Here is a 14,605-nt window from a genome sequence, read left to right on the forward strand (position 1 = left end):
GGTCGGGGGCCACAATTCGGGGGACCGAGAGAGCGGGGCAGGCGAGCAGTGCCGCAACTCGTCATTGAGATCAACGGACAGCAGCGGACTCTGGAGCCCGGGCGGTCCTACACCATCGGGCGCAACCCGCAGTCGGACTTCCCGTTCGACGACGCCAGGGTCTCCTGGCACCACGGGACCATCACCTTCAACGGCAGCGGTTGGCAGCTGGACGACCACGGCAGCACCAACGGCACCTACGTCGCCGGTGCCCGCACGATGCAGGCCCAGCTGTTCCCCGGTGCCGCCGTCAACCTCGGCAACCCGGAGAACGGCCCCCGGCTCGGCTTCTCCGCGCCCGCCCAGGCCGCCGCCCCGCAGGCCCCCGCCTGGCACGAGGCCGCCACCAGCCGCAGCGCCACCCCGACGCCGCAGCCGCCGGCCCCGCAGCAGGGTTGGTCGCCGCAGGCCCCGTACGCCCCGCAGCCCGAGCCGCAGCAGGGGTGGGCGGGCCAGCAGCAGCCGTTCCCGCAGCAGCAGGGCGGCCTCCCGCCCCAGCAGGGCGGTTTCCCGCAGCAGCAGGCCTTCCCGTCGGCGCCGCAGCACGGCGGCGGCGGCGGTCCGCAGCCGACGATGATCCGCAACCTGACGTCGGCCATGCGCACCGTCCGGATCGGTCGTGCGCTCGACAACGACATCGTGGTCTCCGACCTCCAGGTCTCCCGCCACCACGCCGAACTGCATCAGCTGCCCGACGGCCGCTACGAGATCGTCGACCTCGGCAGCCACAACGGCATCTTCCTCAACGGCCAGCGGGTCCAGCGCCAGCTGATGGGCCCGCAGGACCGGCTGACCGTCGGCCACTCCAGCTTCGTCCTGGTCGGCGACCAGCTGCAGGAGTTCGTCGACACCGGTGCGGTCTCCTTCTCCGCCCGCCACCTGACCGTCGAGGTCGAGCACAAGGGCGCCAAGAAGATCCTGCTCAACGACGTCAGCTTCGGCGTCCCGGAGAAGTCCCTGGTCGCCGTCATCGGCCCCTCCGGCTCCGGAAAGTCGACCCTGCTGCGCGCCCTCACCGGTTACCGCCCGGCCGACCGCGGCGACGTGCTGTACGACGGGCGCAACCTCTACAAGCAGTTCGCCGAACTCCGCTCGCGGATCGGCCTGGTGCCGCAGTCCGAGATCCTGCACAAGGAGCTCACCGTCCGCACCGGCCTCAAGTACGCGGCCCGGCTGCGCTTCCCCGGCGACACCGAGGCCCGCGAGCGCGAGGCCCGGATCGACGAGGTGCTCTACGAGCTGCGCCTGGACAAGCGCGCCGACAACAAGATCACCGCGCTCTCCGGCGGCCAGCAGAAGCGCGTCTCGGTCGCCCTCGAACTGCTCACCAAGCCGTCGCTGATCTTCCTGGACGAGCCCACCTCGGGCCTCGACCCGGGCATGGACCGCGAGGTCATGCAGATGCTGCGCGGCCTCGCCGACGACGGGCGCACCATCCTGGTCGTCACCCACTCGGTGGCCGAACTCGCGCTCTGCGACCGCCTGCTGGTCATGGCGCCGGGCGGCTCGGTGGCCTACTTCGGGCCGCCGGACGAGGCGCTGCACTTCTTCGGGTACGAGACCTGGGCCGACGTCTTCCAGGCCTTCGAGAACTACCCGGACCACGACTGGGCCGGCCGCTACCGCGGTTCGGTGCACTACCAGCAGTACTCCGCCCCCGACGTGGAGTCCGGCGAGGTGCAGCACGCCCAGGTCGCGCAGGAGGCCGTCCGCCCGCCGAAGCCGCAGAGCTGGGGCTCGCAGCTGTGGACGCTGATGCGCCGCTACATGTCGGTGCTCGCCTCCGACCGGGGGTTCCTGGCCCTGTCGGTGCTGCTGCCCGCGGTCATCGGCGCGGTCAGCGTGCTGATCCCGAACGAACCGGGGCTCGCCCCCAACCCGAAGACGCAGCTCCACCTCAACAGCGGGGCCGCGACGATCATGCTGATCCTGGCGATCGGCGCCTGCTTCTCCGGCGCGGCCAACTCGGTCCGTGAGCTGATCAAGGAACGGGCGATCTACGAACGGGAACGGGCCACCGGGCTCTCCCGGTCGGCGTACATGATGTCCAAGATCATCGTGCTGGGCATCTTCAGCGTGATCCAGGGCGCCATCATCTCCGCCGTCGGCTTCCTGCCGCGCAAGCTGCCCGAGCACGGCCTGATCGTCAAGGACGTGCCGCTGATCGAGATGACCATCGGCATGATCCTGCTCAGCTTCGCCGCGATGATGTTCGGTCTGATGATCTCCGCGCTGGTGAAGACCGCCGAGAAGACCATGCCGCTGCTGGTCATGTTCGCCATCGTCCAGGTCGTCTTCACCGGCTGCCTGTTCCAGATCTTCAGCAAGCCCGGCCTGGAGCAGGTCGCCTGGCTGATGCCGGCCCGCTGGGGCACCGGCATCGTGTCCACCACGCTCGACCTGTCGAAGCTCATGGGCCCCTGGAACAAGGACTTCCAGAACCCCGAGTACGACCCGCTCTGGACGCACAGCGTCGCCCAGTGGGCGATCGACGCGGGCGCCCTGGTGGTCATCTCGATCGTCATCGGCGTCGTCGTCACCAGGCTCCAGCGCCGCCACGAGCCCGAGGTCATGCAGAAGGGCTGAGCCCCGCCAGCCCGGCCAGCAGAGGGCGGCCCTCCCACCCGGGGAGGGCCGCCCTCCGGCGTTCCCGGGGCGGGCCCCGCCCGGCCCGGGCCCGGCAGCCCCCGTCGCCCCCGGTCGCCCGTCGCCCCCGCCGCCCGGCCCGGGCCCGACGACCTAGGTCCCGGGACCTGCGTCCCGCGCGGCCGTGGACGGACGCGGCCGCCCCCGCGACGGCGGTAGTTTGGCGTCATGCCCAGCACGCCCAGTGACCAGCGGAGCCCGGCCGGCCCCGTGCCCGCCTGCGACCCCTGCCTGGCCGGCATCGAGGAGGTCAGCCAGGCGCTGCTCGCGATGAGCCGGCACCTGGAGGTCCGCGAGGTGCTGCGCCGCATCACCGCCTCCGCCCGCGACCTCCTCGGCGCCGAGTACGCCGCCCTCGGAGTGCCCGACGACCACGGCGGCTTCGCCCAGTTCGTCGTCGACGGCGTCACCGACGAGCAGTGGCGGGCGATCGGCCCGCTGCCCCGCCAGCACGGCGTGCTCGCCAAGATGCTGCACGAGACCGGCTCCACCCGGCTCGCCGACGTCCGCCGGGCACCCGCCTTCGGCGGCTGGCCCGCCGCCCACCCCGAGATGGACGCCTTCCTCGGCATGCCGATCCTCGACGCCGAGGCCGCCGATGACGAACCCCAGGTCATCGGTGTCGTCTTCCTCGCCAACAAGCGCGGCGGCGGCCTGTTCACCGACCACGACGAGGAACTGCTGCGGATCCTCGCCGCGCACGCCGCCCTCGCCCTGTCCAACGCCCGCCTCTACGAGCGCAGCCGCGAACTCACCCTCGCCGGCGAGCGCGCCCGGATCGCCCACGACCTGCACGACGCCGTCTCGCAGAAGCTCTTCTCGCTGCGGCTCACCGCCAAGGCCGCCGCCACCCTCGTCGACCGCGACCCGGCCCGGGCCCGCGCCGAACTCGCCGAGGTGGCCCGGCTGGCCGCCGAGGCCGCCGACGAACTGCGCGCCGTCGTCGTCGAACTGCGCCCGGCCGCCCTCGAGGAGGACGGGCTGAGCGCCACCCTCGCCTCCCAGGTGCAGGTCCTCGACCGGGCCCACACCGCCGACGTCGCCTTCGCCGCCGACGGCGTCCGCGCCCTGCCGCCCGCCCAGGAGGCCGCACTGCTGCGGGTCGCCCAGGAGGCGCTGCACAACGCGCTGCGCCACTCCGGCGCCGGCCGGGTCACCGTCACCCTGGCCGGCACCCCGGGGCGCGGCGCCGTCCTGCGGGTGCGCGACGACGGGCGGGGCTTCGACCCCGAGTCCGTCCGCCGGGCCGGCCGCCACCTCGGCCTCGCCTCGATGCGCGACCGCGCGGCCGCCGTCGGCGGCACGCTCATGCTGGATTCCGCCCCCGGTCGGGGGACGCTCGTCGAGATGGAGGTCCCCGGTGCCTGACAGCGCTGCGTCGATCCGTGTCCTGCTGGTCGACGACCACCAGGTGGTCCGCCGCGGCCTGCGCACCTTCCTGGAGGTCCAGGACGACATCGAGGTGGTCGGCGAGGCCGCCGACGGCGCGGAGGGCGTCGACCGCGCCCGCGAACTCGACCCCGACGTCGTGCTGATGGACCTCAAGATGCCCGGCGTCGACGGCATCGAGGCGCTGCGCACGCTCAAGGGCGAGGGCAGTCGGGCCCGGATCCTGATCGTCACCAGTTTCACCGAGCACCGCACCATGGTCCCGGCACTGCGGGCCGGCGCCGCCGGGTACGTCTACAAGGACGTCGACCCCGAGGCGCTGGCCGGTGCGATCCGCTCGGTGCACGCTGGCCACGTCCTGCTCCAGCCGGAACTGGCCGAGGCACTGCTCGCCGACGAGGGGCCGCGGGCCCCGCAGGGCCGCGGCGGCACCCTCACCGAGCGCGAGCGCGAGGTCCTCGGCCACATCGCCGACGGCCGCTCCAACCGGGAGATCGCGCGCAGCCTGCACCTGTCGGAGAAGACGGTGAAGACCCACGTCTCCAACATCCTGATGAAGCTGGACCTCGCGGACCGCACCCAGGCGGCGCTGTGGGCCGTCCGCAACGGCGAGGCCCGCTAGCGTCCGAGTCCCGCGCCGGCCCCGGGCGGTCAGCGCGCCTCGCGCTCGTCCACCAACGCGTTGTAGGCGGCCACCTGGGCCCGCCGGGCGGTGCGGCGCAGCGGCGCCAGCACCGCCCCGCGCGCGGCCATCTCGGAGGCGCTCACGGCCGCGCCGTGCCCGCCCGCGGCGATCGCCAGCAGCGCCGACACCTGCCGGGCCGACTCCAGCACCCGCACGGCCCGCGGCGGGTAGCCGGGCGCCAGCAGCTCGACGTGCCCGCGCCGCCGGTGGGCCTCCAGGGCCCGCAGCGCCTCCGGGCCCGCGCCCGCCACGTCCAGCCGGGTCAGCAGCAGCGTCGCCTCGCGCAGACCGTCCACCAGCTCCCGCTCGGCCTCGTGCAGCGAGGGCACGTCGGCCGGCGGGGCGTCCTCGACCTCGGTGCAGCGCCACAGGACGGTGGCCGAACGGTCACCGGCGGGGCCGAACACCTCCACCTCCGGGACCAGGCCGAGCGGCACCCCCACCGCCAGCACCGCTTCGCCCGCGCCCATGGCGCGCTCGTTGAACGGCGCCGGGCCGGTCAGCCCCAGCGGGTGCCCGGCGGACGGCAGGGCCAGCCGCAGGCCCTTCACGCCGAGGACCCGCAGCCGCCCCAGGGCCCAGGTGAGGCCGTGCAGCTCGCCCGGTCCGTCCCCGGGCAGACCGGTGACCCGATGGCTCTCGTCGTCGCCCAGCACGGCCGCGGCGGCGTCGTCGGGCGGCACCAGACCGGCCAGCAGGGCGTTGCCCCAGGCGGTCAGCCGCCCCGAACGGGGTTCTTCGTACGGATTGTCGGCAGGAGTCACGAGCATCCGGCCAGCCTACGGAATCGGCGGTCATCCGCGTGGCGTAGGTTTGCCCATGCGTGTGCGGCGCACCCACCCCGTGCCCACCGGCTGCCGGAGTAGGCTCGCCGCCCGCACCGACGGCCGAAATTCTTGTATTGGGGAAGGCGTAGGCATGAGCGACGTGCTGGAGCTGGTGGACGTATCCGTGGTCCGGGAGGGGCGCGCGCTGGTCGACCAGGTCTCGTGGTCCATCTCCGAGGGGGAGCGCTGGGTCATCCTCGGCCCCAACGGCGCCGGCAAGACCACGCTGCTGCAGATCGCCGCCACCTACCTGTTCCCGACCGCGGGCAAGGTGTCCGTGCTGGGCGAGAAGCTGGGCGAGGCCGACGTCTTCGAGCTGCGCTCGCGGATCGGGCTGGCCGGCGCCGCCATGTTCGACAAGCTGCCGGCCGAGCAGACCGTGCTGCAGACCGTGCTCACCGCCGCCTACGGCATGACCGTCAGCTGGCAGGAGACCTACGAGCAGTCCGACGAGTCCCGCGCCCTCGCGCTGCTCGACCGCCTCGGCATGGCGGGCCTGACCGGCCGCAAGTTCGGCACCCTCTCCGAGGGCGAGCGCAAGCGCACCCTGATCGCCCGCGCCCTGATGACCGACCCCGAGCTGCTGCTGCTCGACGAGCCCGCGGCCGGCCTGGACCTCGGCGGCCGCGAGGACCTGGTCCGCCGGCTCGGCGCGCTCGCCCAGGACGAGTTCGCGCCCGCCATGGCGATGGTCACCCACCACGTGGAGGAGATCGCGCCGGGCTTCACCCACGTCCTGATGATCCGGCAGGGCAAGGTGCTCACCGCCGGCCCGATCGACACCGAGCTGACCGCCCGCAACCTCTCCAAGTGCTTCGGCCTGCCGCTCACCCTGGAGCGCCACGGGGACCGCTGGTCGGCGCAGGGCCTGCCGCTGGGCTGACCCGCCGTCCGCGACGCCGCCGGGAGACCGCGGAGACCGGTCGCACGTGCGACCGGTTTCCGCCCCTCGACCTGCGGGAACTGTCCGCCTGGAAGACCCTTCGCTCCCTAGGATGGACGCGTGGACAGCTGGATCTGGTGGCTCCTGGCCGCCGTCGGGCTCGGCATACCGCTGGTGCTGACCGCGATGCCGGAGTTCGCCATGTTCGCGGTCGGTGCGGCGGCCGCCGCCGGCGTGGCCGGGCTGGGTGCGGGAGTGGTCTGGCAGACCCTGGCCTTCGTCGGGGTCTCGGTCGCGATGCTGGTGGTGGTGCGCCCGATCGCGTACCGGCAGCTGCGCCGGGGCCCGCACGTGAAGATGGGCATCGAGGCGCTCCAGGGCGCCACCGCGGTCGTCGCGGAAACCGTCGACGGGGAGGGCGGCCGGATCAAGCTCAACGGCGAGATCTGGTCGGCCCGCGCGCTCCACCCGGACAGCGTGTACCAACCGGGGCAGCAGGTCGACGTCGTCGAAATCCAGGGCGCGACCGCCCTGGTCGTCTAGGGGAGAGTCCGTGGAACCCGTCCTTATCGTTTTGGTCGTCCTGGTCGTGGTGGCCTTCATCGCGCTGATCAAGACGATCCAGGTCATCCCGCAGGCCAGCGCCGCGATCGTGGAGCGCTTCGGCCGCTACACCCGGACGCTCAACGCGGGGCTGAACATCGTCGTCCCGTTCATCGACAGGGTCCGCAACCGCATCGACCTGCGCGAACAGGTCGTGCCGTTCCCCCCGCAGCCGGTGATCACCCAGGACAACCTGGTCGTCAACATCGACACGGTGATCTACTACCAGGTCACCGACCCCCGCGCGGCCACCTACGAGGTCGCCAGCTACATCCAGGCCATCGAGCAGCTGACCGTCACCACGCTGCGCAACATCATCGGCTCGATGGACCTCGAGTCCACACTGACCTCGCGCGAGGTCATCAACGCGGGCCTGCGAGGCGTCCTGGACGAGGCCACCGGCAAGTGGGGCATCCGCGTCAACCGCGTCGAGCTGAAGGCCATCGAGCCGCCGACCTCCATCCAGGACTCGATGGAGAAGCAGATGCGCGCCGACCGTGACAAGCGCGCCGCGATCCTCACCGCCGAGGGCCAGCGCCAGGCGCAGATCCTCAAGGCCGAGGGTGAGAAGCAGGCCGAGGTGCTCAAGGCCGAGGGTGAGGCGCAGGCCGCGGTGCTGCGCGCCGACGGTGAGGCGGCCGCGATCCGGACGGTCTTCGAGGCCATCCACGACGGCGACGCCGACCAGAAGCTGCTCGCCTACCAGTACCTGCAGACCCTGCCCGAGCTGGCCAAGGGCGACTCCAACAAGCTCTGGATCATCCCGAGCGAGGTCGGCGACGCGCTGAAGGGCCTCGGCGGCGCGTTCACCGGCATGACCGGCAACGGCGGCGCGGTGAACGGTGGCGCGGTCGCCGCCCCGACCGTCCCGCCGGTGGCGCCCGCCTCCACCCAGGTGCCGATCGACCCGGCCTCCGGCCCGCGCCCGGTGGACACCGAGAAGGGCGCCGCCCGTCCCCGGGTGGACCCGGCGCGCGAGTACCGCAAGATCGACCCGGAGTGACCGGCTGAGCCGTCCCGCTCCCGGGGCCCGTCGCCAGGTGGCGGCGGGCCCCCGTCGTTGCGCGGGCGGTGGGGCACCGCCACGCGCGGGCGGCGGTGCCCCGCCACGCGGGCGCGGCCGGTCCGGGGGAGCCGGCCCGGTGGGCGCCCGGGCCGCGGTGTGGCGTGCGTCCCGAATCGTGGGCGGCTCTGGTCCGGCCGGTGGGCCGTCCGGCATGATCCGTTCGGACAGGACCGAGAGGAGAGGTGACCCATGACGCTCTGGGAGGCCGTCGCCGTCCTGGTGGCGGGCGTCGGCGCGGGGATGATCAACGTGATCGTCGGCTCCGGCACCCTGATCACCTTCCCGGTGCTGCTCGCCGTCGGCATCCCGCCGGTCACCGCCAACGTCTCCAACTCCTTCGGGTTGGTGCCCGGTTCGCTCAGCGGCGTGATCGGCTACCGGCGCGAACTGGTCGGCCAGGGCCGCCGGCTGCTGCGCCTGGGCAGCGCCTCGCTGCTCGGCGGACTGCTCGGCGCGCTGCTGCTGACCAAGCTGCCCAGCGCCGCCTTCGACGCCATCGTCCCGGTGCTGATCCTGCTCGCCCTCGTCCTGGTGGTCGTCCAGCCCCGGGTCGCCAAGGCCGTCGCCGCCCGCCGCCGCCCCGGCGGCGACCCGGACGGCGGCCCGGTCCTGCTCTTCGGCGTCTTCCTCACCGGCATCTACGGCGGCTACTTCGGCGCTGCGCAGGGCGTCCTGCTGATGGCGCTGATGGGCATGCTGCTCCAGGAGGACCTGCAGCGGATCAACGGCGTGAAGAACGCGCTGGCGATGATCGTCAACGCCGTCGCCGCGTTGTTCTTCCTCTTCACCTCGACCGTGAACTGGGCCGCCGCCGGGCTGATCGCGGTGGGCTCGCTGGTCGGCGGACTGGCCGGCGCCAAGGTCGGCCGCCGCCTGCCGCCGTCCGTGCTGCGCGCGGTCATCGTGGTGGTCGGCCTCGCCGCCGTCACCAAGCTGCTGCTGGCCTGACCGGCCGTCAGAACGCCCCGGCCGCGGGGCCGTCCCGCCGGCCCCCGACTCCCGAGGAGTACCCCCGTGGCCCTGGAGATGCGCGAGACCTGCGAGCGCTGCGCGGTGTCGCTGACCGCCGACGGCCCCGCCTCGATATGTTCCTTCGAGTGCACCTTCTGCCCGGACTGCACCGAGGCCATGGCCGGTGGCTGCCCCAACTGCGGCGGCGAGCTGGTGGCCCGTCCGCGGCGGAGGGCCGCCTGACCCCGCACCTGGACCCGACGACGAACGGGAGCGCTTCGATGAGCAACAGAGCACGGCTGAGCGAGGACGAGATCACCGGGGCCCTGGCGGCGCTGCCGCACTGGGCCCGGGAGGGCGACGCCATCGCCCGCACGGCCGATGCCCCCGACTTCCCGGCGGCGATCAGGGTCGTCGTCGCCGTCGCGGAACAGGCCGAGGCGCTCGGCCACCACCCGGACGTCGACATCCGCTGGCGCACCCTGCGCTTCGTCCTCTCCACCCACAGCGCCGGCGGGCTCACCGCCCTGGACGTCGACCTGGCCGCCCGGATCGACGAGGCCCTGCGGGCCGAATCGGCGGTCTGACACCGGTCCGAGGCTGGTTCGACGCCGGTCCGACGCCGGTCCGAGGCTGGTTCGACGCAGGCCTGCGGGAGGCTCCAGGGAGGCCTGCGGCAGGCCTGCGGGACCACCGGGGGAGGGCGGAGGGGCGTGTTCCGGCGGGCGTGAGATGCTGACTGCCGCATTGGCCGGCGGCGCGGAGGGACGGGAACGGATGGCGCAGGAGCCCTTCGGAGACGCCCACCAGCAGCCGTGGCACCCCCAACCGCAGCAGGCCTGGACGGGCGGTGGGTACCAGCAGCCTCCGCAGGCCGCGCCGTTCGGGCAGCCGCTGTCCGGAGAGGCGGCGTCCGGGCAGCCGCAGTTCGGGCAGTCGCCGTCCGGGTCGCAGGAGTACTGGCCGCAGGAGCAGTGGCAGCAGGAGCAGTGGCCGACGAGTGCGGGCTACGGGCAGGTGCCGCAGTACGGCGAGCAGCCCGCCCACCTCGACCAGGCCCTCCCGTACGACCAGGCCTCCCGGTACGGCGGGGCCCAGCAGGACGACCGGACCCACCAGTACGACCAGGCCCAGTGGTACCAGCAGACCGCGCCGTACGCCGACCCCGCGCCCTACGGCGCGGGCCCGCACCACGGCGACGCCGGGTACGGCGCGACCGGGTACGTCCAGGGCGGCCACCTCCAGGACCGGTTCCAGCCGCACCAGGCGTACCCGGACCCGGACCCGGGGCAACAGCCCGCGGGGGAGGGGCTGTACGTCCCGGCGGGGGCCGAGTACTCGGCCGACGGGTACGTGCACCTCGACGAGGCCGAGCCGGAGACCGGGCCCGCTGCGGCGGACCCCGCGGACCGGGACCGGGAGCCGACCCCGGAGCCCGCAGCCGTCGCACCCCCGCGGGCCGCCGGCCGCCGCGGCGGTGCGGCTGCGCCGGCCGGGTCCTCGCTCGGCGCCCGGGCCAGGGCCGCCGCCGGCACGGTGCTCTCCGGCGAGCACGTGCCCAGCCGACGGGCCCTGCTGGTGCGCACCGGCGCCGGGGTGGCCGCGCTGGGCGTGCTGGTCGCGGCCGCTCTGACGGTCGGTGCCGAGGGCGGTGGCACGGCGGCCGCCGACAGCGGTGGCGAGCCCGGCTTCGCCGTCGCCCACACCAGGACGTGGTCGGCCCAGCCCGCCGCCGCGGCCGGGCCGACCGGGACCGACGACACACTGGTCGGCAGCTGGCTGCTGGCCGACGCGGTGGTCCGCGCCGACGCCGCCGGGGTGCGCGCCTACGACCTCGCGGCGGGCAAGCCCGTCTGGTCGGTCGAGCCGCCGGCGGCCGGGGCCGTGCCGTGCGGGCTGTCGGCCGGAGTGAACAAGGAGGGCCTGGGGGCGGTGCTGTTCCGGCCGCAGGCCGACCCGAAGAGCCCGTGCACGCTCGTCGCCGCCGTCGACACCAAGACCGGCAGGACCGCGTGGACGAAGAGCGTCTCGGACGCCAAGGGCGCCTACGTCGCCCGGATCGGCGTCACCGAGGACAAGGTGATCGCGGTCGGCGACGACCGGGCGATCGCCTGGGAGTCCGCGGACGGCAAGGACGTCTGGCAGTACACCGGGCAGGGCAAGTTCTGCACGCTGTCCGGCGGCGTCAGCGGCAAGACCGTGCTGATCGCCTCCTCGTGCGCCGACTCGACCCCCGCCGACCAGGCCGTCGCGCTGAACACGGCGGACGGCAAGGTCGGTTGGTGGCGCGGCCTGAACAACCGGCCGAAGACGGTGACCGTCCTCTCCGCCGAACCCCCCGTCGTCCTCACCACGGGCGGGAAGCCCGAGGACGACCGGGTGTTCGCCTGGGGAGCGGGCGGCGACCCGGCCGCCGAGATACCGGTGGTCGGTGACGGGGGCCGCCTGGACCTCACCCACGGCACGTTCTCGGCCACGCCCGACGTGTTCTTCCAGGACCGCACGATGGTCACCACGCTCGTCCAGCCCAACGGGGGCGGCCCGGTCGTGGCGGTCGGCTACGACCTCGACACCGGCAAGCAGCGCTGGAAGTCGCCGACCGCGGCCAAGGGCACCGTCCGGGCCGTCGGCCTGGACGGCGGCTCGCTGGTGCTCGCCGCCGACGAGCGCCGCGACCAGCCCGCCCACCTCAACCGCTTCCCGCTCGCCGGCGGCCAGGAGGCGACCGGAGGCAACTTCCCGCCCGGCACCGGCTCGCTGCTGGTCTCGGGGCGGGTGCTGATCGGCGGCGGGCGGGTGGCCGTGGTGCCCGAGCACTCCGCCAACTTCGGCACGGCGGCGGTCTACCAGGCCAAGGGGTAGCCGCCGGCCCGGGTCGGCGGACCGGTCGGGGCCGGGGGCGGTCGGGGCCCGTCGAGGTCCGTCGACCGGGCTCCGACGGAAGGACCCCGACGGACGGACCCCGGTCGGCCCGGCGTCAGGTCAGGCGGCCGGAAGTGCCGACGGGACCGCCTGGGCCGGTACCTCCGGCAGCCAGTCCGCCAGCTCCCTGGCCTCCGAGCCGCGCAGCCCGAGCGCGAGCATCAGGGTGGCCTGCGGGGTCGGCACGAACGGCCGGCGCAGCAGCCGCATCCCGGCCTGCTCCGGCGTCCGGTCCGCCTTGCGCTGGTTGTCCTCCGCGCACGCGGCCACCGTGTTCAGCCAGCTGTCCTCGCCGCCGCGCGACCGCGGCTGCAGGTGGTCCACCGTGGTGGCCCGCCGACCGCAGTAGGCGCACAGGTGCTGGTCCCGGGCCAGCACACCCCGCCGCGACCACGGGGCCTGTTGTCGGAACGGCACCCGGACGTAGCGTTGCAGTCTGATCACCCGGGGCACCGGGACGGTCACTCCCGTCCCCCGGATCGAGCGCAGCGGATGCGCCTGCTCCACCACCGCCTTGTCCTGGAGCACCAGGACGACGGCGCGCTGGAGCGACACCGTCGTCAGGGGCTCGTAGCTCGCGTTCAGAACCAGCGTGTTGCGCACTCGGCACGCCCTTTCCGCGGGCGTGCCACGGCGGCACGACCGTCTCCACACACGTCACTGCCGCCGCACGGCGGTGAAGCCACTCTGAACGGGCCCCCAGCCGACGAACAACGGAATTTCCGGTATCGGGGAGGCGAGCCGGGGATCCGGCGGGGAAACGCGGCACGCCGCCTCGGCGAAAACTCGCTGGCCCGGACCGCGTAGGCTCTACCACGCTGGAGTCGTACCGACCCGGGGCCCGACGGAACCGGGGCCACCACCGGGCGGGCGCCCGATCGAAGGAGAAGCGTGACCGTGACGGACATCGTCGACGAGCTGCGGTGGCGGGGGCTGATCGCCCTGTCCACCGACGAGGACGCACTGCGCAAGGCGTTCGCGGACGGCCCGGTCACGTTCTATTGCGGCTTCGACCCGACGGCCCCCAGCCTGCACCTGGGCAACCTGGTGCAGATCCTCACGATGCGCCGGATCCAGCAGGCGGGGAACCTCCCGCTCGGCCTGGTCGGCGGCGCCACGGGCCTGATCGGCGACCCGAAGCCCACCGCCGAGCGTGTGCTGAACGACCCGGAGACGGTCGCCGGCTGGGTCGAGCGCCTGCGCGCCCAGATCTCGCGCTTCCTCGACTTCGACGGCCCCTACGCGGCGCGCATGGTCAACAACCTGGACTGGACGTCCGGGATGTCCGCCATCAGCCTGCTGCGCGACGTGGGCAAGTACTTCCGCGTCAACAACATGATCGCCAAGGAGGCCGTCGCCCGACGGCTCAACTCCGACGCGGGCATCAGCTACACCGAGTTCAGCTACCAGATCCTCCAGGGCATGGACTACCTGGAGCTGAACCGCCGCTACGGCTGCAGCCTGCAGACCGGCGGCAGCGACCAGTGGGGCAACCTGACCGCCGGCACGGACCTGATCCGCAAGGCCGACGGCAAGTCCGTCCACGCGCTCGCCACGCCGCTGATCGTCAAGGCCGACGGCACCAAGTTCGGCAAGACCGAGTCCGGCACGGTCTGGCTCGACCCCGAGCTGACCACCCCGTACGCCTTCTACCAGTTCTGGCTGAACGCGGACGACCGGGACGTCTCCAACTTCCTGCGGATCTTCAGCTTCCGCTCGAAGGAGGAGATCGAGGAGCTCGAGCGCGAGACCACCGAGCGCCCCGCCGCCCGCCTCGCGCAGCGCGCCCTCGCCGAGGAGCTCACCACCCTCGTCCACGGCGCCGAGCAGTACGAGCGCGCCGTCGCCGCGTCCAAGGCGCTGTTCGGCCAGGGCGACCTCGCCGACCTGGAGGCCCCGACCCTGGCGGCCGCCTTGGCCGAGGTCCCGAAGGCCGAGGTGTCCGAACTCCAGCCGGTGGTCGACCTGTTGGTCGCCGTCGGCCTGGCGCCGAGCCGCTCGGCCGCCCGCCGGACGGTCAAGGAGGGCGGTGCCTACCTCAACAACGTCAAGGTGACGGACGAGGAGGCGGTGCCGACGGAGGCCGATCTGCTGCACGGCCGCTGGCTCGTGCTGCGCCGCGGCAAGCGCAACCTGGCGGCGGCGGAGCTGGCGCCGGCCACGGTCTGACCGAAACGCGACGCCGCTGACCTGCGGCTTCGAACATCGAGGGCGGGATCCAGCCGGATCCCGCCCTCGATGTTTGACGGTGACGTGCAGGTGGACTAGTGTTGAACGAGTCGCTGAAGCGGCCACACCACTCGGCAAGACCCACTCTCACCTCGACGCCCATTAACTTGGGTCTGTTGGCGTTCCCGTCAACCGCGGTGAGCGTGAATTTCGGGTAACACCCGGAATGCGCTAATGTGGAGGCCGTCGCGGAAAGCGACACCGACCAGTTCGGAAAATCGGATGAATGAAACTCCGGAAAACGGAGCGGAAAGCGTCTGATAAGCTGGGAACACGAAAGAACGAAGCGCCCGGAGGGCCTGCTGGAAGGCAGACCGAAGGAAGTGTCCGTTCCTTGAGAACTCAACAGCGTGCCAAAAGTCAAC

At 73.2% G+C, this 14,605-nt stretch carries 13 protein-coding genes; 11 read left to right on the forward strand and 2 right to left on the reverse strand.

The features are described from left to right. The first annotated feature begins 48 nt into the window (after positions 1-48). The 3 genes from AB0N04_RS22155 (at position 49) to AB0N04_RS22165 (ending at position 4,696) form a co-directional block, all read left to right on the forward strand. The gene (locus tag AB0N04_RS22155) at positions 49-2,625 is read left to right on the forward strand and encodes an FHA domain-containing protein (RefSeq protein WP_360211866.1); all 2,577 of its coding nucleotides are present in this window, start codon (positions 49-51) and stop codon (positions 2,623-2,625) included. Positions 2,626-2,955: 330 nt separating this feature from the next. After that, on the forward strand, positions 2,956-4,053 hold the full coding sequence (locus AB0N04_RS22160) for a GAF domain-containing sensor histidine kinase (RefSeq protein ID WP_360211896.1): 1,098 nt from the start codon (positions 2,956-2,958) through the stop codon (positions 4,051-4,053). Beyond that, positions 4,046-4,696 carry a response regulator transcription factor gene (locus tag AB0N04_RS22165; RefSeq protein WP_360211868.1) on the forward strand — a complete coding sequence of 217 codons (651 nt, stop codon included), beginning with the start codon at positions 4,046-4,048 and terminating at the stop codon, positions 4,694-4,696. Before AB0N04_RS22160 ends, AB0N04_RS22165 begins: the two co-directional genes overlap by 8 nt. Before the next feature lie 29 nt (positions 4,697-4,725). On the opposite strand, the gene AB0N04_RS22170 is transcribed toward AB0N04_RS22165, so the two are convergent. Next, entirely contained in the window at positions 4,726-5,529 is an 804-nt protein-coding gene (locus AB0N04_RS22170; protein WP_360211870.1) for a hypothetical protein, read from the reverse strand. A 148-nt stretch (positions 5,530-5,677) separates the two neighbouring features. Here AB0N04_RS22170 and AB0N04_RS22175 point away from each other — a divergent pair, with 148 nt between their 5' ends. The 7 genes from AB0N04_RS22175 (at position 5,678) to AB0N04_RS22205 (ending at position 11,951) form a co-directional block, all read left to right on the forward strand. Next, positions 5,678-6,469, forward strand: coding sequence for an ABC transporter ATP-binding protein (locus AB0N04_RS22175; protein WP_363365090.1), 792 nt, complete (start codon positions 5,678-5,680; stop codon positions 6,467-6,469). A 120-nt stretch (positions 6,470-6,589) separates the two neighbouring features. Then, entirely contained in the window at positions 6,590-7,012 is a 423-nt protein-coding gene (locus AB0N04_RS22180; RefSeq protein WP_360211874.1) for an NfeD family protein, read from the forward strand. 10 nt (positions 7,013-7,022) lie between these two features. After that, positions 7,023-8,075, forward strand: coding sequence for an SPFH domain-containing protein (locus AB0N04_RS22185; RefSeq protein WP_360211876.1), 1,053 nt, complete (start codon positions 7,023-7,025; stop codon positions 8,073-8,075). A 252-nt stretch (positions 8,076-8,327) separates the two neighbouring features. Next, positions 8,328-9,086: a sulfite exporter TauE/SafE family protein gene (locus AB0N04_RS22190; RefSeq protein ID WP_360211878.1), complete on the forward strand. Its 759-nt coding sequence runs from the start codon at positions 8,328-8,330 to the stop codon at positions 9,084-9,086. Between the two features lie 66 nt (positions 9,087-9,152). Further along, complete coding sequence (locus AB0N04_RS22195) at positions 9,153-9,332, forward strand: DUF1272 domain-containing protein (RefSeq protein WP_360211880.1); 180 nt, start codon at positions 9,153-9,155, stop codon at positions 9,330-9,332. A gap of 38 nt (positions 9,333-9,370) precedes the next feature. Further along, positions 9,371-9,676, forward strand: a complete 306-nt coding sequence (locus AB0N04_RS22200) for a 4a-hydroxytetrahydrobiopterin dehydratase (RefSeq protein WP_360211882.1) — start codon at positions 9,371-9,373, stop codon at positions 9,674-9,676. 190 nt (positions 9,677-9,866) lie between these two features. Beyond that, positions 9,867-11,951 (forward strand): PQQ-binding-like beta-propeller repeat protein, encoded by a 2,085-nt coding sequence (locus tag AB0N04_RS22205; RefSeq protein ID WP_360211884.1) that lies wholly within the window; start codon positions 9,867-9,869, stop codon positions 11,949-11,951. Positions 11,952-12,071: 120 nt separating this feature from the next. On the opposite strand, the gene AB0N04_RS22210 is transcribed toward AB0N04_RS22205, so the two are convergent. Further along, positions 12,072-12,614: an HNH endonuclease gene (locus AB0N04_RS22210; protein ID WP_360211886.1), complete on the reverse strand. Its 543-nt coding sequence runs from the start codon at positions 12,612-12,614 to the stop codon at positions 12,072-12,074. Positions 12,615-12,908: 294 nt separating this feature from the next. On the opposite strand from AB0N04_RS22210, the gene tyrS reads away from it, so the two are divergent. Beyond that, positions 12,909-14,180 carry a tyrosine--tRNA ligase gene (tyrS, locus tag AB0N04_RS22215; protein WP_360211898.1) on the forward strand — a complete coding sequence of 424 codons (1,272 nt, stop codon included), beginning with the start codon at positions 12,909-12,911 and terminating at the stop codon, positions 14,178-14,180. Positions 14,181-14,605: the final 425 nt, after the last annotated feature.

It is taken from the genome of Kitasatospora sp. NPDC051702, assembly GCF_040681575.1.
Classification (GTDB): domain Bacteria; phylum Actinomycetota; class Actinomycetes; order Streptomycetales; family Streptomycetaceae; genus Kitasatospora.

Bases quoted from the DNA above. Each gene is read 5' to 3' on its own strand.
- AB0N04_RS22160 (WP_360211896.1), top strand. From the start codon at position 2,956: ATGAGCCGGCACCTGGAGGTCCGCGAGGTGCTGCGCCGCATCACCGCC.
- AB0N04_RS22170 (WP_360211870.1), bottom strand. From the start codon at position 5,529: ATGCTCGTGACTCCTGCCGACAATCCGTACGAAGAACCCCGTTCGGGG.
- AB0N04_RS22175 (WP_363365090.1), top strand. From the start codon at position 5,678: ATGAGCGACGTGCTGGAGCTGGTGGACGTATCCGTGGTCCGGGAGGGG.
- AB0N04_RS22190 (WP_360211878.1), top strand. From the start codon at position 8,328: ATGACGCTCTGGGAGGCCGTCGCCGTCCTGGTGGCGGGCGTCGGCGCG.
- AB0N04_RS22200 (WP_360211882.1), top strand. From the start codon at position 9,371: ATGAGCAACAGAGCACGGCTGAGCGAGGACGAGATCACCGGGGCCCTG.
- AB0N04_RS22205 (WP_360211884.1), top strand. From the start codon at position 9,867: ATGGCGCAGGAGCCCTTCGGAGACGCCCACCAGCAGCCGTGGCACCCC.